The organism is Nitrospirillum pindoramense (assembly GCF_007827955.1).
GTDB lineage: Bacteria > Pseudomonadota > Alphaproteobacteria > Azospirillales > Azospirillaceae > Nitrospirillum > Nitrospirillum amazonense_B.
Genome location: NZ_VITR01000026.1, coordinates 1 through 16860 on the forward strand (window position 1 = coordinate 1; position 16860 = coordinate 16860).

The following is a 16860-nucleotide window of genomic DNA, read 5'->3' on the forward strand; positions in this document are numbered from 1 at the left end:
GATCGCCCCGATCGCCATGGACGAAGGCCTGCGCTTCGCCATCCGTGAAGGCGGCCGCACCGTCGGCGCCGGCGTGGTCGCGAAGATCATCGCCTAAGGTCCGCTCTCGGGGTCCTGCGGGCCGCCGCGCGTGCGCGGCCGTCCGTGGTCCCTTGGGTGAACCCATGTGTTTTGGTGAGGGGTGCCCCCGGTTCGCCGGCGGCGCCCCTTTCCTTTAAGTAGGGGAGGGCCGTCGGAGGCCCTGTGGCCGCTGTCCGGGGCAACGCGGATGGGTTAGGCCAACCCCCTGTAAACACCGCTCTTTTTCGGCCCCACGGGCTGTATCTGGAGGGTGTTGCCGGGTCACCGGCCGCTTGTTCTGACGCAGGTCAGCCCCGCATACGAGGGGCATGCTGTTTTATCTGGACAAGCGGTTCCGAATGGTGAATAAACCGGCGCTCCGAGACGCGGGAAACTGCGGCCGGCGACGTAGGAGTGTAGCTCAATTGGTAGAGCACCGGTCTCCAAAACCGGGGGTTGGGGGTTCGATCCCCTCCACTCCTGCCACGTCGCTCCGCTGAAGCCCCGTCCGGGCGGCCCTTGGGGCCGGGCGACGGCAGCGATGCCGCAGCAGTATGACGAGTAGCTCTGAACGTGGTGGCGTAGCCCTTATGGCGAAGACCAGTCCTGCCCAGTTTGTGCGCGAAGTGCGCCGTGAGATCGCCAAGGTGACGTGGCCGACCCGCAAGGAAACGGTCATCTCCACCTGGATGGTGTTCCTCATGGTCATCGTCGCGTCTCTGTTCTTCCTGGCGGTCGATCAGATCATCGCGTTCGCTGTCCGCCTCGTTTTCGGTATCGGAGGCTAAGGTCATGGCCGCTCGTTGGTACGTCGTTCACGTTTATTCCGGATTCGAAAAGAAGGTCTCTCAGTCGATTCGTGAGAAGGCCGCCCAGAAGGGTCTGGAAGATCAGTTCGAGGAAATCCTCGTCCCGACCGAAGAGGTCGTCGAGGTGCGCCGCGGCGCCAAGGTGAACTCCGAACGGAAGTTCTTTCCCGGCTACGTGCTGGTGAAGATGGAGCTGACGGACGAGAGCTGGCACCTGGTGAAGAACGCACCGAAGGTGACGGGTTTCCTGGGTGGCGGCGGCAAGCCGCAGCCCATCAGCGAGGCGGAAGCCTTGCGCATCATGAACCAGGTGCAGGAAGGGATTGAGCGGCCCAAGCCCTCCATCCACTTCGAAGTGGGCGAGAACGTGCGTGTCACCGACGGCCCCTTCACCTCGTTCACCGGCCTCATCGAAGAGGTCGACGAGGACAAGGCGCGGGTCAAGGTGGCGGTGTCCATCTTCGGCCGTGCGACCCCCGTCGAGCTCGAGTACGCGCAGGTCGAAAAGATTTAAGCGGGACGGCGCCCAACCCTCTTGGAAGGTTGGGCGTCTTCCCATTCCCCGCGTGGGAGGCGAGCCCGAACGAAAGTCCATGGGGCAAGCCGAACCACGCATCCCGCAGATCCGGGTGGCGCCCCTTGGGTGGGGTTCCGTCCGGATTGTTGTTGAGGACGTATCATGGCGAAGAAGATCGTCGGTTATATCAAGTTGCAGGTGCCGGCCGGCAAGGCCAACCCGTCGCCGCCCATCGGTCCGGCGCTGGGTCAGCGCGGCCTGAACATCATGGAATTCGTGAAGGCCTTCAACGCGAAGACGGCCGACCTGGAGCAGGGCATGCCCATCCCGGTCGTGATCACCGCCTACGGTGACCGCACCTTCACGTTCGTCACCAAGACCCCGCCGAACACCTACTTCCTGAAGAAGGCCGCCGGCATCACCAAGGGCGCCGTCCAGGTTGGCAAGGGCGCTGCGGTGGGCAAGGTGAAGATGTCGCAGATCCGCGAAATCGCTAAGACGAAGATGCCGGACCTGAACGCGAACGACATCGAGGCGGCTGCCAGCATGCTGGTCGGCTCGGCCCGTTCCATGGGCCTGGAAGTGGTGGAGGATTGATCATGGCCGGCAAGCGTCTCAAGAAGGCTAACGCCACCGTCGACCGGAACAAGTTCTACGCCCTGGACGAGGCCGTCCAGTCGGTGAAGGGCAACGCCACCGCCAAGTTCGACGAGACCGTCGAAATCGCCATGAACCTGGGCATCGACCCGCGTCATGCCGACCAGATGGTCCGCGGCATGGTTCAGCTGCCCAACGGCACCGGCAAGACCGTTCGCGTCGCCGTGTTCGCCCGCGGCGCCAAGGCTGATGAAGCCCTGGCCGCCGGCGCCGAGCTGGTGGGTGCGGAAGACCTGGCCGACAAGATCCAGGCGGGCGAGATGAACTTCGACCGCTGCATCGCCACCCCGGACATGATGGCCCTGGTCGGCCGTCTGGGTAAGGTGCTGGGCCCGCGCGGCCTGATGCCGAACCCGAAGCTGGGCACCGTGACGATGAACGTGGGCGAAGCCGTGAAGTCCGCCAAGGGCGGCTCGGTGGAGTTCCGCGCCGAGAAGACCGGTATCGTCCACGCTGGCGTGGGCAAGGCCAGCTTCAGCCAGGAAGCCCTGGCCGAGAACATCAAGGCCTTCGTTGGCGCCATCAACCGCGCCAAGCCGACGGGCGCCAAGGGCACCTACATCGAGAAGGTCAGCCTGAGCTCGTCCATGGGCCCGGGTCTGAAGCTCGACGTCGCCGCCCTGGTCGCGTCGATCTCGGCCTAAGGCTGAAAAGAGTTTCCGTCCAAGCCGTGCGGTTCCCCCGGGGGCCGCACGGCGAGGTCGGCGGAGGGCCGGAGTGATCCGTCCTTCCAACCCTGTCCAAGACTGCGGGCGCCTAGCCGGTACCGATTGCCCTTCGCGGGGGATGACGTTCGGGGCGGCTTAATGAATGCCGGCATAGACGGGAGTAGCAAGCGTATTGACCAGGGGGACGGACTTACCGCCCGCTTGGAATGGATGGCTTGTCGCTTCTGGGGCAGGTTCACCGGTTTCGGGTGAACCCCATTCGTGGGGGAAGCCCGAGGCTACATTTGGACCGGGAAGAAAGGCGCGTGCGCCTATCTGTCCCAGTTGTTAGGAGGCGAACCGTGGATCGCACAGAAAAGCAAGCGACCATCGCGGCTCTGCATCAGGCGCTCTCCGCCACCTCCCTGGTCGTCGTGACCCGCCAGTCGGGCATGACGGTCGCCGAGGTGACGGACCTGCGCCGCAAGATGCGGGCCGCTGGCGCAAGCTTCAAGGTGACCAAGAACCGGCTCGCCCGTATCGCCCTGAAGGGCACCCAGTTCGAAAAGCTGGACGACCTGTTCGTCGGCGTGACCGCGATCGCTTACTCGAGCGATCCGGTTGCGGCGGCCAAGGTTGCGATCGCTTATGCCAAGGCCAATGACAAGTTCAAGATCATTGGCGGCGGCATGGGCGCTACCGTCCTGGACGACAAGGGCATCGAGGCTCTCTCGAAGCTCCCGTCCATCGAAGAACTGCGTGGTCGCCTGCTTGGCATGCTCCAGACCCCTGCCACCCGCATCGCCGGTGTGCTGCAGGCTCCGGGCGGCCAGGTGGCGCGCGTGCTGTCGGCTTACGCCAAGAAGGGCGAGGCGGCCTGAGCCTCGCGTACTTTTCGTAATTCTCAAGACAAGACCTGATTTAGGAGAACATCCATGTCCAAGCTGGAAAAGCTGGTTGAAGAGCTGTCCGCTCTGACCGTCATCGAGGCCGCCGAGCTGTCGAAGCTGCTGGAAGAGAAGTGGGGCGTTTCCGCCGCCGCTCCCGTCGCCGTTGCCGCCGTTGCCGGCCCGGCCGCTGAAGCTGCCGCTCCCGCCGAAGAGCAGACCGAATTCACCGTGATCCTCGCCGACGCCGGCGACAAGAAGATCAACGTGATTAAGGAAATCCGCGCCATCACCAACCTGGGCCTGAAGGAAGCCAAGGACCTGGTCGAGGGTGCGCCGAAGACCGTGAAGGAAGGCGCCACGAAGGACGAAGCTGCTAAGATTAAGAAGCAGCTGGAAGACGCCGGCGCGAAGGTTGAGGTGAAGTAAGAAACGCCCCCCTGTGGACGTTTCTGAAAAAAAGATGGCGCTGGACGGCGGCATTCCCCATATGGGGGACCGTCGCCCGGCGCTGTCGCCTTTTTTTGGAGGATGTCGTATGCTGACCCTCCAGTATCTTCCCGAAGAAGGTTCCGCGATGGAATTTGGGGCGGGAAGGGCAGTGTAAGTGGTTTGGCGCCGGACGGCGGCCGCCTCTGATGGGGCGGGGCCGGACGCGCCTATTTGTGCTTGTTCGCTTGCCGTCGCATCCATCGGCCGGCGCAGTTGACCCGGGCCTAGTTCACGAGAGGCGCATTTCATGGCCAAGTCGTTCACGGGACGTAAGCGTATTCGCAAGAGCTTCGGACGTATCCCCGAAGTGACCCGCATGCCGAACCTCATCGAGGTTCAACGGAGCTCCTACGACCACTTCCTTCAGATGGACACGGCGCCCGAGAAGCGCGCCAACCTGGGCCTTCAGGAAGTGTTCAAGTCGGTCTTCCCGATCAAGGACTTTTCCGACCGTGCCGTGCTCGACTTCGTTAAGTACGAGCTTGAACAGCCGAAGTACGACGTCGAGGAATGCCAGCAGCGCGGCATGACCTTCGCCGCCCCGCTGAAGGTGACCCTGCGCCTGACCGTCTTCGACATCGACGAGGACACCGGCCTGAAGTCGATCCGCGACATCAAGGAGCAGGACGTCTACATGGGCGACATGCCCCTGATGACGGCCAACGGCACCTTCGTGATCAACGGCACCGAGCGCGTCATCGTCAGCCAGATGCACCGGTCGCCGGGCGTGTTCTTCGACCACGACAAGGGCAAGACCCATTCGTCGGGTAAGTACCTGTTCGCCGCCCGCGTGATCCCCTACCGTGGTTCCTGGCTGGACTTCGAGTTCGACGCCAAGGACCTCGTCTACGTCCGTATCGACCGTCGCCGCAAGCTGCCCGCCACCACCCTGCTGTTCGCGCTGGATGGCGCTGAGACGCAGAAGCTGCGGGCGGAGCGTGCGAAGGCCGGCCACGGCCTGGCCCCGTACGAGGCCCAGGGCATGTCCAAGGAGGAGATGCTCGCCGCCTTCTACGACACCATCACCTATTCCCGCGCCGGCGACGGCTGGAAGACCCCCTTCGTTGCCGAGCGCATGAAGGGTGTGAAGCTGGCCTCCGACCTCATCGACGCCCGCACGGGCGAGGTGCTGCTGCAGCGCGAGACCAAGATGACCCCCCGCGTGCTGAAGAAGCTGCAGGAGGGTGGCCTGGAAGAGGTGAAGGTGCCGACCGAGGAGCTGGCTGGCCGCTACCTCGCCATCGACATCATCAACGAGCTGACCGGCGAAGTGATCTTCGAGGCGGGTGACGAGATCACCACCGCCGCCTTGGAGAAGCTGGAGAAGTTCGGCGTGGACGAAGTGCCGGTCCTGGCCATCGACCACCTGAACGTCGGCGCGTACATCCGCAACACCATGGCGGCGGATCGTAACGCCAGCCGTGAAGACGCGCTGATCGACATCTACCGCGTCATGCGTCCGGGCGAGCCGCCGACGCTGGAAAGCGCCGAGGCGCTGTTCAGCGGCCTGTTCTTCGACAGCGAACGCTACGACCTGTCGGCCGTGGGTCGCGTGAAGATGAACGCGCGCCTGGGTTTCCAAACCGACGACCAGATGCGTGTCCTGCGCAAGGACGACATCCTGGCCATCCTGAAGCTCCTGGTCGAGCTGAAGGACGGTCGCGGCGAGATCGACGACATCGATCACCTGGGCAACCGTCGCGTCCGCTCCGTCGGCGAGCTGATGGAGAACCAGTACCGCGTCGGCCTGCTGCGCATGGAGCGCGCGATCCGCGAGCGCATGAGCTCGGTCGAGATCGACACGGTCATGCCGCATGACCTGATCAATGCCAAGCCGGCCGCGGCGGCGGTGCGTGAATTCTTCGGCTCCTCGCAGCTGTCGCAGTTCATGGACCAGACCAACCCGCTGTCGGAAATCACCCACAAGCGCCGCCTGTCGGCGCTGGGGCCGGGCGGTCTGACCCGTGAGCGCGCGGGCTTCGAAGTCCGCGACGTGCATCCCACCCACTATGGCCGCATCTGCCCGATTGAGACCCCCGAAGGTCCGAACATCGGTCTGATCAACTCGCTGGCGACCTATGCCCGCGTGAACCAGTACGGCTTCATCGAGAGCCCCTACCGCAAGGTGGTGGACAAGCGCGTCACCAACGAGGTGGTCTATCTCTCCGCCATGGAGGAAGGCCGCTACATGGTGGCGCAGGCCAACGCCACCCTGGACGCCGACAACCGCTTCGCGGACGAGCTCATCAGCTGCCGTAAGGGTGGCGAATACATGATGGCCCGTTCCGACATGATCGACCTGATCGACGTGTCGCCGAAGCAGCTGGTGTCCGTCGCGGCGGCGCTGATCCCGTTCCTGGAGAACGACGACGCCAACCGCGCGCTGATGGGCTCGAACATGCAGCGTCAGGCCGTGCCGCTGATCAAGGCGGACTCGCCGCTGGTCGGCACCGGCATGGAAGCGACGGTCGCCCGTGACTCGGGTGTTGCCATCGCGGCCCGCCGGGCTGGCGTCATCGACCAGATCGACGCCACCCGCATCGTCGTGCGCGCCACCGGCGACACGGACGCGGCGGCCCCCGGCGTCGACATCTACAACCTGCTGAAGTTCCAGCGCTCCAACCAGAACACCTGCATCAACCAGCGTCCGCTGGTCAGGGTGGGCGACCGGGTGGAGAAGGGCGACATCATCGCCGACGGTCCGTCGACCGACCTGGGCGAGCTGGCCCTGGGCCGCAACGTGCTGGTCGCGTTCATGCCCTGGAACGGCTACAACTTCGAAGACTCGATCCTGATCTCCGAGCGCATCGTGCGCGATGACGTCTTCACCTCGATCCACATCGAGGAGTTCGAGGTCATGGCCCGCGACACCAAGCTGGGCCAGGAAGAAATCACCCGCGACATCCCCAACGTCGGCGAAGAGGCTCTGAAGAACCTCGACGAGGCGGGCATCGTCTACATCGGTGCCGAGGTGAAGCCGGGCGACATCCTGGTCGGCAAGGTGACGCCGAAGGGCGAAAGCCCGATGACCCCGGAAGAGAAGCTGCTGCGCGCCATCTTCGGTGAAAAGGCCAGCGACGTGCGCGACACGTCCATGCGTCTGCCGCCGGGCGTCACCGGCACGGTGGTCGAGGTGCGCGTCTTCTCCCGTCGCGGCGTCGACAAGGACGAGCGCGCCCTGGCGATCGAACGGGCCGAGATCGAGAAGCTGGCCAAGGACCGCGACGACGAGAAGGGGATCCTGGAGCGCAGCTTCTACACCCGCCTGAAGGAAACGCTGGTCGGCCAAACCGTCCTGTCGGCCCCGCGCGGCATCAAGTCGGGCGAGGTCATCACGGAAGAGCTGCTGTCCGGCCTGTCCCGTGGCCAGTGGCGCCAGATCGCGGTCGGCAACGACCAGATCATGGAGAACGTGGAGGCCTACGGCCGGGTGTTCGACGAGAGCATCCAGAAGCTGCAGGAGCGGTTCGAGAACAAGGTCGAGAAGCTGCAGCGCGGCGATGAGCTGCCGCCCGGCGTCATGAAGATGGTCAAGGTCTTCGTGGCGGTGAAGCGCAAGCTGCAGCCCGGCGACAAGATGGCCGGCCGTCACGGCAACAAGGGTGTGATCAGCCGCATCCTGCCCATCGAGGACATGCCCTACCTGGCCGACGGCCAGGCGGTCGACATCGTTCTGAACCCGCTGGGCGTGCCCTCGCGCATGAACGTCGGTCAGATCCTGGAGACCCATCTGGGCTGGGCCTCGGCCAACCTCGGCAAGCAGATCGGCCAGATGCTGGACCAGATGCGCCATGCCGAGCCGGAGGCCAAGGCCCCCGTCCTGGATGCCATCAAGGGCCGGATGAAGCACATTTACGGCGAGGCCGCCTACACCGAGGAGGTGAGCGACCTGACCGATGGTGAGGTGCTGGAACTGGCCGGCAACCTGCGTCGCGGCATTCCGTTCGCGACCCCCGTTTTCGACGGCGCGCGGGAGGACGACATCGTCCGCATGCTGACGGAAGCCGGCATCGACAGCTCGGGCCAGATGGTGCTGACCGACGGCCGTACCGGCGAGGCGTTCGATCGCAAGGTCACCGTCGGCTACATCTACATGTTGAAGCTGCATCACCTGGTGGACGACAAGATCCACGCGCGCTCCATCGGTCCGTACAGCCTGGTCACCCAGCAGCCGCTGGGCGGTAAGGCCCAGTTCGGTGGCCAGCGCTTCGGTGAAATGGAGGTCTGGGCGCTGGAAGCCTACGGCGCCGCCTACACGCTGCAGGAAATGCTGACGGTGAAGTCGGACGACGTGTCCGGCCGCACCAAGGTCTACGAAGCCATCGTCCGTGGCGACGACAACTTCGAAGCCGGCATTCCCGAAAGCTTCAACGTGCTGGTCAAGGAACTGCGGTCCCTGGGCCTGAACGTCGAGCTGAACGAGCGGACCTACTGATCGCCGGTCGAGTTGGGACGGCGCCCTCGGGGATATCCCCGGGGGCGCTTGTCCGTCCCGGTTCGCAGCCCCCAGGTCTGCGACATACAGAATTCCCAGCCCTTCCCAGGGGAGACGGCTTATGAATGAGTTGATGAACATTATCGGCCAGGTGCAGGGGCCGCAGAGCTTCGATCAGATCCGTATCTCGATCGCCAGCCCCGAGCGCATCCGGTCCTGGTCGTTCGGCGAGATCAAGAAGCCCGAGACCATCAACTACCGCACCTTCAAGCCGGAGCGCGACGGCCTGTTCTGCGCCCGCATCTTCGGCCCGATCAAGGACTACGAGTGCTTGTGCGGCAAGTACAAGCGCATGAAGTACCGCGGCATCATCTGCGAGAAGTGCGGCGTCGAAGTGACGCTGGCCAAGGTCCGGCGCGAGCGCATGGGCCACATCGAGCTGGCTTCGCCCGTCGCGCACATCTGGTTCCTGAAGAGCCTGCCGAGCCGCATCGGCCTGCTCATGGACATGACGCTGAAGGATCTGGAACGGGTCCTGTACTTCGAGAACTACGTCGTCACCGAGCCCGGCCTGACCCCGCTGAAGCTGCACCAGCTTCTGTCGGAGGAGGAGTACATCCAGGCCCAGGACGAGTACGGCGAGGACGCCTTCACCGCGTCCATCGGCGCCGAGGCCATCAAGGTCCTTCTCTCCGCCATCGACATGGAAGAGGAGATGAAGACCGTCCGCGAGGAGCTGAAGGAGACTTCCAGCGAGGCCAAGCGGAAGAAGCTGGTCAAGCGTCTGAAGCTCATCGAGGCCTTCCTGGAGTCCGGCTCGCGTCCGGAATGGATGATCCTGGACGTCGTCCCGGTCATTCCGCCGGAACTGCGCCCGCTGGTCCCGCTGGACGGCGGCCGTTTCGCCACGTCCGACCTGAACGACCTGTACCGCCGCGTCATCAACCGTAACAACCGCCTGAAGCGGCTGATCGAGCTGCGCGCGCCCGACATCATCGTGCGCAACGAGAAGCGCATGCTGCAGGAGGCTGTCGACGCGCTGTTCGACAACGGCCGTCGCGGCCGCGTCATCACCGGCGCCAACAAGCGGCCGCTGAAGTCCATCAGCGACATGCTGAAGGGCAAGCAGGGCCGCTTCCGTCAGAACCTGCTGGGCAAGCGCGTCGACTATTCCGGCCGTTCAGTCATCGTCGTGGGCCCGGAACTGAAGCTGCATCAGTGCGGCTTGCCGAAGAAGATGGCGCTTGAGCTGTTCAAGCCCTTCATCTACGCCAAGCTGGAACTGTACGGCATGGCCTCCACCATCAAGGCGGCCAAGCGCATGGTGGAAAAGGAGCGTCCCGAGGTCTGGGACATTCTGGAAGAGGTCATCCGCGAGCATCCGGTCATGCTGAACCGGGCGCCCACGCTGCACCGTCTGGGCATCCAGGCCTTCGAGCCGACCCTGATCGAAGGCAAGGCCATCCAGCTGCACCCGCTGGTCTGCACCGCCTTCAACGCCGACTTCGACGGCGACCAGATGGCCGTGCACGTCCCGCTGAGCCTTGAGGCCCAGCTGGAAGCGCGCGTCCTGATGATGTCGACCAACAACATCCTGTCGCCTGCCAACGGCAAGCCCATCATCGTTCCCAGCCAGGACATCGTCCTGGGTCTGTACTACATCACGATGGAGCTGCCGGGCGCCGTGGGCGAGGGCATGGCCTTCACCGACATCGGCGAGATCGAGCAGGCCCTCGCGGCCAAGGTCGTCACCCTGCATTCCAAGGTGAAGGCCCGCTACCACACCGTGGACCAGGATGGTAACCCCATCGTGACCCGCGTGGAGAGCACGCCCGGCCGCATGCTGTTGTCGGAAATCCTGCCCCGTCACCCGGCCATCGGCTTCTCGATGATCAACCGGCTGCTGACCAAGAAGGATGTGGGCAACATCATCGACGCCGTCTACCGCCATTGCGGTCAGAAGGAGACGGTGATTTTCGCCGACCGCCTGATGAAGCTGGGCTTCAGCCACGCCTGCCGCGCAGGCATCTCCTTCGGCAAGGACGACATGGTCATCCCGGCCGAGAAGGAGACGCTGATCCACGAGGCGCAGGAGCGCGTCAAGGAGTACGAGCAGCAGTACCTGGACGGCCTGATCACCCAGGGCGAAAAGTACAACAAGGTGGTCGACGTCTGGTCGGAAACGACCGAAAAGGTCGCCGGCGCCATGATGAAGGTCATCGAGCAGCCCCGCCCCGGCGTCGGCGTCAACTCGGTGTACATGATGGCGCACTCCGGTGCCCGTGGTTCCGCCGCCCAGATCAAGCAGCTGGCCGGTATGCGCGGCCTGATGGCCAAGCCCTCGGGCGAGATCATCGAGACGCCCATCATCTCGAACTTCAAGGAAGGCCTGACCGTGTTGGAGTACTTCAACTCCACCCACGGCGCCCGTAAGGGTCTGGCCGACACCGCCTTGAAGACGGCGAACTCCGGTTACCTGACGCGCCGTCTGGTCGACGTCGCGCAGGACGCCATCGTCGTCGAGCATGATTGCGGCACCACCAAGGGCCTGACCATGCGCGCCGTCATCGACGGTGGCGAGGTCATCTCGCCCCTGTCGGAGCGCATCCTGGGCCGTTGCGCCTCGGTTGACGTGGTCGATCCGCTGAGCGGCAAGGTTCTCGTTCCGGCCGCCGGCCTGATCGACGAACAGGCTGTGGAGTTGATTGAGCGCGCCGGCATCGACACCGTGCTGATCCGCTCGGTGCTGACCTGCGAGACCCGTGAGGGCGTCTGCGGTTGCTGTTACGGCCGCGACCTGGCCCGCGGCACCACCGTGAACATCGGTGAGGCCGTCGGCGTCATCGCCGCGCAGTCGATCGGTGAGCCCGGCACGCAGCTGACGATGCGTACCTTCCACATCGGTGGCGCGGCGCAGCGTGGCGCCGAGCAGTCGTCCGTGGACAGCAGCCTTGATGCCAAGGTCGTCGTGAAGAACCGCAACATGGTTCTGAATGGCGAGGGCGTTCCCGTCATCATGGGCCGCAACGTGGAACTGGCGCTGTTCGACCTGCAGGGTCGTGAGCGCGCCCGTCACCGCGTCCCCTACGGCGCCAAGCTGAACAAGCTGCTGGTCGAGGACGGCGTGCTGGTGAAGAAGGGCGATCGCTTGGCGGAGTGGGACCCCTACACCCTGCCGATCATCACCGAGCGGGAGGGTACCGCCAACTACGTCGACCTGGTCGAGGGCGTGTCCATGCGTGAGGTGGTCGATGAGGCCACGGGCATCTCGTCCAAGGTGGTGGTCGACTGGCGTCAGCAGCCGCGCGGTGCGGAACTCCGCCCCCGTGTGACCCTGCGCGACGCCAACGGCGATATCATCAAGCTGCCGAACGGCGTGGAAGCCCGCTACTACCTGAGCGTGGACGCCATCCTCTCGGTGGAGAATGGCGCGCATGTGAAGGCCGGTGACGTGCTGGCCCGCATCCCGCGTGAAAGCTCCAAGACGCGTGACATCACCGGTGGTCTGCCGCGCGTGGCAGAGCTGTTCGAAGCCCGTCGTCCCAAGGACTTCGCCATCATCTCGGACATCGATGGCCGGGTTGAGTTCGGCAAGGACTACAAGACGAAGCGCCGTATCGTGGTCGTCCCCAACGACGAGAACGAGACGCCGCGTGAGTACCTGATCCCGAAGGGCAAGCACATCTCCGTGCAGGAGGGTGACTATGTCCAGAAGGGCGACCTGCTGATGGACGGCAACCCCGTCCCGCATGACATCCTGGCCGTCATGGGCGTGGAGGCTTTGGCCTCCTACCTCACCAACGAGATCCAGGACGTCTATCGGCTGCAGGGCGTGAAGATCAACGACAAGCACATCGAGGTGATCGTTCGCCAGATGCTGCAGAAGGTCGAGATCGACGAGCCGGGTGACACCACGCTCCTGATCGCCGAGCAGGTTGATCGCGCCGAGTTCGAGGCCGAGAACCGCAAGGTCCAGGCCCGCATGGACGAGGGCGAGGGTGGTCTGCGGTTCGCCCGCGGCCGTCCGGTGCTGCAGGGCATCACCAAGGCCAGCCTGCAGACGCGCTCCTTCATCTCGGCCGCGTCGTTCCAGGAAACGACCCGCGTCCTGACGGAAGCCGCCGTCCAGGGCAAGTCGGACAACCTGGAAGGCCTGAAGGAAAACGTCATTGTCGGCCGTCTGATCCCGGCTGGTACCGGCAGTGTCGTGAACCGTCTGAAGCAGATCGCCGCCGAGCGCGACCGGGAACTCTCCGCCCTGCAGGCCGGCGACGCCCCGGCCCTGCCGCCGGAGGCCCCGACGGAGCAGCCGGCCGCCTGAGGCGGAAGGGTGCTTGAGTGAAGCGAAGGGCCGCATCCCGGTTGGGGTGCGGCCCTTTTCTTATTCCGGTGCCAGGCGCGCTGCGGCGGGCGTGGCGCGCAAGTATCAATGCGCCACCGGGTGCAACAGCCCATGGGCTTGCAGGGGCAACGGCAGCGGCGTGCCGGCATGCCAGTCCGCCGCCATGGCCTGAGCCGATTGCCGCTCGTCGGCGGACAGCCGCTGTTCCAACCGCGCGCGCAGGGCGGCGGCCTCGGGGCTGGTTTTGTGGCTGAGGTTCAGGAGGATATAGGCGGCGACGGCATCCTTGGGCACGCCGTCACCCACCTCATACCGGGTGCTCAGGTAAAACAGCGCGTGCTGATCCCCCTGTTGCGCGGCCTCCGCCCCCCATCTCGCTGCCTCTTCGGGATCCTTCAGGGTACCGATACCCAGGCTGTAGATGGCGGCCAGGTTCTTTTGCGCCTGGAGGTCGCCGTTGGTCGCCGCGCGTTTGAACAGGGCGAGGCCCTTGGCGGGGTCCTGAGGGACGCCCCGTCCCAGGAAATAGAGCGAGCCCAGGTTGTTCATGGCATGGGCTTGGCCCTGCGCGACGGCCTTCTCATACCAGGCGCGGGCCTTGACGTTGTCATGGACGAACCGGGGCGGCGCGCCCTGGCCCGAGGCCGGCTCGATCGTCACCGGCGGCTCCTCATAGATCCATCCGAGATAGGTTTGCGCCTCGGCATCACCCTTTTCCGCCAGCGGCGTCAGCAGGGCCACGGCCTCGGTCTCTTTCCCTGCCTCGAAAGCCGCGATACCCTGGTCCAGGGCGGATGTCGCGGCGGGTTGCGCGGCCGGCATGCTGGACGTCGGTGGCGTGTCGGCCTGCATCGTCGCGGCGCCGGCGGGTGCCACCGCTATGGTCAGCCCCGCGGCGGCCCACGCGGCCATGATCAAGGCGCGCGACGTGCGCGACCATTCCACCCTGCTGTTCCCCATCTGATACTCCCCTCCATTGGCCCGTTGCCGGGCGTGTCAGCGGAGAGTGATCAGCAACTAAGGCGGGATAATGGCGGGCAATTACGTCCGCGTCGCCGTCGGCAGGGGCTGGCCCGGCTGCCAGGACTTGGCCAGGGTCTGCGCCTCCGCCTTTTGCGCGGTCGTCAACTCGCCGTCCAGGCGGGTGCGCAGGGCCTGGGAATCGGGGTTTTCACCCGACAGCATGGCCAGGGTATAGGCCAGCACCGGGTTGCGGGGCAGGCCGGCGCCGGTATCGTAGAGGCGGGCCAGCAGCGTCTGGGCGTGGGGTTCCCCCTGGCGGGCGGCGGCGCGGGCCCAGTGGGCAGCCTCCACATCGTCCTTGGGCGTGTCCTGGCCCATGTAATAGATCATCGCCAGGTTCATCTGCGCCTGCGCGTCGCCCTTCTTGGCCGCCTTGCGGAACAGGCTGATGCCTTTGGGCGCGTCCTTGGACACGCCGTTGCCCAGGTAGTAGAGCGAGCCCAGATTGTTCAGGGCGTGGGCATGGCCCTTGCCGGCCGCCTTGGCGTACCAAGTGCGGGCGCGGGTGTAGTCCACCGGCACGCCCAGGCCTTTTTCATACATCCAACCAAGATAGGTCTGCGCCTCGGCATCGCCCTTGTCGGCGGCGGGTGTCAGATCGGCCAGGGCCGTGGGATAGTCCTTGCGCTTGAAAGCGTCCACGCCGTGCTGGGTATCGGCCCAGGCGAAGCCACCGCCCAGGACTACTCCTAGGCATAGAAGCGCCGCGGCCAGCGGGACGGATTTGCGCCCAGAATAACAATGCATGCCCAAACCCTCCATCGCTGCGGCTGGCGGTCGCTCCGCCTGCTGTCTCGTCAGCGTGGGGGGCCATTGGGGCGGGAAAGGGGCGGACGGGGGCTTGTCCTGTGACCAGACGGTGACATCGCGTCCGGCTGGCCTGCGGTCACCTACTTGCCGGTCTTGCGGACGGCGTTCACCGCCTGGTCCAGCGCCTGCAGGAACTGCGACTTGTCGCGCTTGGCCATGGGGGCGTTGCCGCCCTGGACCACGCCCATGGCGCGCAGGTCGCTCATCAGGGCGCGGGTGGCGATGGCCGTGCCGATGGACTGGGGGGTGAAGGGGCGGCCGGTGGGGCCGATGACCCGGCTGCCGGCCTTCAGGCAACGGTCGGCCAGGGGGATGTCGGCGGTGATGACGATATCGCCCACGCCGCAATGGGTGGCGATCCAATCGTCGGCGGCGTCGAATCCGTCGCTGACCACCACCAGCTGCACCAGTCCGCCGGGCGGCACCCGCAGCGGGCCGTTGGAGACCAGATAGCTCTTGAGCTGATAACGTTCCGCCACCTTGAACACCTCCTCCTTCACGGGGCAGGCGTCGGCGTCGACATAGATCTCCAGCATGGGATCTCCAGCATGGGGTTAAGGCTTTCGAATGCGTGCGGCCCGCGTTGCGCGCGGGTGGGATGGTGGGGTAAAAGGCGTCGCCGGCTGGGTTGCGACCCTGCCCTTGTTGCCACCCTTTGTGAAGAGACAGCCCATGGCGTCGTACCAATATGTATACGTGATGATGCCATTAAGCTAAGTGATTGACAATACACAAACTTCCATTTAATAATTCCCTACACAGGCTCTGCACAGCCGCCACAGATCAAGGACTTAGCGGCCGTACCTACACAGAACCTGCACAAAAAGGGAGTGCGGTATGGCCTTCATGGCGGACACGCAGGAGCTGAAACCGGGCTTGGTGATTTTCCGCCGAACCGATGTGCAGCACCGCAACTGGTACTGCCGGGTCAAGCTGCCGAACGAAGACCGCTATAAGACGATCTCCCTAAAGACCGAGGATATCGCCGTAGCCAAAGATAAGGCGTTCGACGAAGACGCCGACCTCCGATTCCGTGTCAAGCACGCTATACCCGTGTTCTCCAAGACCTTCGCCCAGGTGGCGCAGGATTTTGTCGATTTTCAAAAGCTGCGCTCAGAGGCGGGCGAGATTACCCATCACCGCTGGCGGGTCATGGACTCCCATGTGCGCAGCCAGCTCAATCGCTTTGTCGGAACGATCCAGATCACCCAGATCGGGGAAGACCGCTGGAAGGCTTACCCGTTCTGGCGGCAACAGAACGGCAAGGGCCGCTCCGGCGGGAAGGTGAGTGACGGCACGATCCGCGATGAGATGGCCACCTTCCGCTCCATCATGGCCTATGCGGCATCCAAGCACTTCATCCGCGAAAATCAGGTCTTCAAGGGCAGGCTGCCCCTCAGCAAAGTGTCCCGCGAGGAATTCACGCCCGACGAATACCGCAAGCTTCACAGCTTCGCGCGCGCTTGGATCAAGAAGGGGCGCGCGGACAAAAACACATGGTATCGAACCATGGTCTATAACTTCATCTTGGTGATGACGAACACCGGGATGAGGCCGCCGGAGGCCCGCAATCTGCTATGGCGAAATATCTCCACCCAAACCGACAAGCACGGCCGCAAGTTCGTGCGTCTCAGTGTGCGCGGCAAGAGCAAGCACCGTACCCTCGTCGCGGTGAGCAGCGTTGCCGACTATCTGGAACGCATTCGGGAAATCAGCAAGGCAACCGGGCCGGATGATCCCGTGTTCTCCACCATCGAAGGTAAAAGCAGCGTCACCCTGTACCACGACACCATCGAACGGCTGCTGACGGATTCCGGCTTGCTGCTCAGCGCGTCGGGACGCCGTCGCAGCACCTACTGCTTCCGACACACCTACGCGACTTTCCGCCTTACCGAAGGCGTCGATGTCTACCTGCTCGCCAAACAGATGGGCACATCGGTCAAGATGATCGAAGACCACTATGGGCACGTCACCGCTGTTAAAAATGCCGACTTGATTCTGGCTGGTCTGCCGGGTTGGGAACCTATTGCACCCGTCATTGAGTAGGCGCGCTGTAGCGCGCCTGACGGGTGCCTAGTGTTTGGTCGCGAGCCTGTAGGCGAAAAGCGACCATTGGTTACGAAGACTCGCTGCCGGAAATGGACATCGAGTTCGATGTCCCGGCAGCCTTCCCTATCCTCC

General features: G+C 64.4%; 15 protein-coding genes and 1 tRNA gene. 13 read left to right on the forward strand and 3 right to left on the reverse strand.

Annotation, left to right across the window (positions count from 1 at the left end; all coding sequences use genetic code 11):
- From FBZ90_RS26450 to rpoC, 11 genes are all read left to right on the forward strand, one after another.
- On the forward strand, positions 1 to 97 hold a 97-nt coding region (locus FBZ90_RS26450), incomplete at its 5' end, for an EF-Tu C-terminal domain-related protein (RefSeq protein WP_000507943.1).
- 373 nt (positions 98 to 470) lie between these two features.
- Positions 471 to 546 (forward strand) — tRNA-Trp (locus FBZ90_RS26455).
- A gap of 104 nt (positions 547 to 650) precedes the next feature.
- Complete coding sequence (secE, locus tag FBZ90_RS26460; RefSeq protein WP_145736506.1) at positions 651 to 848, forward strand: preprotein translocase subunit SecE; 198 nt, start codon at positions 651 to 653, stop codon at positions 846 to 848.
- A gap of 4 nt (positions 849 to 852) precedes the next feature.
- The gene (nusG, locus tag FBZ90_RS26465; protein ID WP_004271317.1) at positions 853 to 1383 is read left to right on the forward strand and encodes a transcription termination/antitermination protein NusG; all 531 of its coding nucleotides are present in this window, start codon (positions 853 to 855) and stop codon (positions 1381 to 1383) included.
- Positions 1384 to 1548: 165 nt separating this feature from the next.
- Positions 1549 to 1983, forward strand: a complete 435-nt coding sequence (gene rplK / locus FBZ90_RS26470; protein WP_040842373.1) for a 50S ribosomal protein L11 — start codon at positions 1549 to 1551, stop codon at positions 1981 to 1983.
- Positions 1980 to 2687, forward strand: coding sequence for a 50S ribosomal protein L1 (gene rplA, locus FBZ90_RS26475; RefSeq protein ID WP_416211005.1), 708 nt, complete (start codon positions 1980 to 1982; stop codon positions 2685 to 2687). The genes rplK and rplA overlap by 4 nt, the downstream gene beginning before the upstream one ends.
- 365 nt (positions 2688 to 3052) lie before the next feature.
- Positions 3053 to 3571, forward strand: coding sequence for a 50S ribosomal protein L10 (rplJ, locus tag FBZ90_RS26480; protein ID WP_088871001.1), 519 nt, complete (start codon positions 3053 to 3055; stop codon positions 3569 to 3571).
- 54 nt (positions 3572 to 3625) lie between these two features.
- On the forward strand, positions 3626 to 4006 hold the full coding sequence (rplL, locus tag FBZ90_RS26485; protein WP_145613980.1) for a 50S ribosomal protein L7/L12: 381 nt from the start codon (positions 3626 to 3628) through the stop codon (positions 4004 to 4006).
- Positions 4007 to 4019: 13 nt separating this feature from the next.
- Positions 4020 to 4184 (forward strand): hypothetical protein, encoded by a 165-nt coding sequence (locus FBZ90_RS27985; protein WP_186456060.1) that lies wholly within the window; start codon positions 4020 to 4022, stop codon positions 4182 to 4184.
- 132 nt (positions 4185 to 4316) lie between these two features.
- On the forward strand, positions 4317 to 8504 hold the full coding sequence (rpoB, locus tag FBZ90_RS26490) for a DNA-directed RNA polymerase subunit beta (protein ID WP_145736510.1): 4188 nt from the start codon (positions 4317 to 4319) through the stop codon (positions 8502 to 8504).
- 121 nt (positions 8505 to 8625) lie between these two features.
- Positions 8626 to 12825 (forward strand): DNA-directed RNA polymerase subunit beta', encoded by a 4200-nt coding sequence (rpoC, locus tag FBZ90_RS26495; protein ID WP_145736512.1) that lies wholly within the window; start codon positions 8626 to 8628, stop codon positions 12823 to 12825.
- 105 nt (positions 12826 to 12930) lie between these two features.
- Here the strand turns inward: rpoC and FBZ90_RS26500 are convergent, their stop codons facing one another.
- Positions 12931 to 13668: a tetratricopeptide repeat protein gene (locus FBZ90_RS26500; protein WP_186456061.1), complete on the reverse strand. Its 738-nt coding sequence runs from the start codon at positions 13666 to 13668 to the stop codon at positions 12931 to 12933.
- Here FBZ90_RS26500 and FBZ90_RS27990 point away from each other — a divergent pair.
- Entirely contained in the window at positions 13667 to 13810 is a 144-nt protein-coding gene (locus FBZ90_RS27990; protein ID WP_186456062.1) for a hypothetical protein, read from the forward strand. The genes FBZ90_RS26500 and FBZ90_RS27990 overlap by 2 nt on opposite strands.
- Before the next feature lie 77 nt (positions 13811 to 13887).
- Here the strand turns inward: FBZ90_RS27990 and FBZ90_RS26505 are convergent, their stop codons facing one another.
- Entirely contained in the window at positions 13888 to 14616 is a 729-nt protein-coding gene (locus tag FBZ90_RS26505; protein WP_186456063.1) for a tetratricopeptide repeat protein, read from the reverse strand.
- 143 nt (positions 14617 to 14759) lie between these two features.
- A complete protein-coding gene (locus tag FBZ90_RS26510) occupies positions 14760 to 15212 on the reverse strand; it encodes a YaiI/YqxD family protein (RefSeq protein ID WP_211102353.1) in 453 nt (150 codons plus the stop codon).
- Positions 15213 to 15516: 304 nt separating this feature from the next.
- Between FBZ90_RS26510 and FBZ90_RS28185 the strand changes: the two genes are divergently transcribed.
- Entirely contained in the window at positions 15517 to 16725 is a 1209-nt protein-coding gene (locus FBZ90_RS28185) for a tyrosine-type recombinase/integrase (RefSeq protein WP_211102351.1), read from the forward strand.
- Positions 16726 to 16860 lie beyond the last annotated feature (135 nt).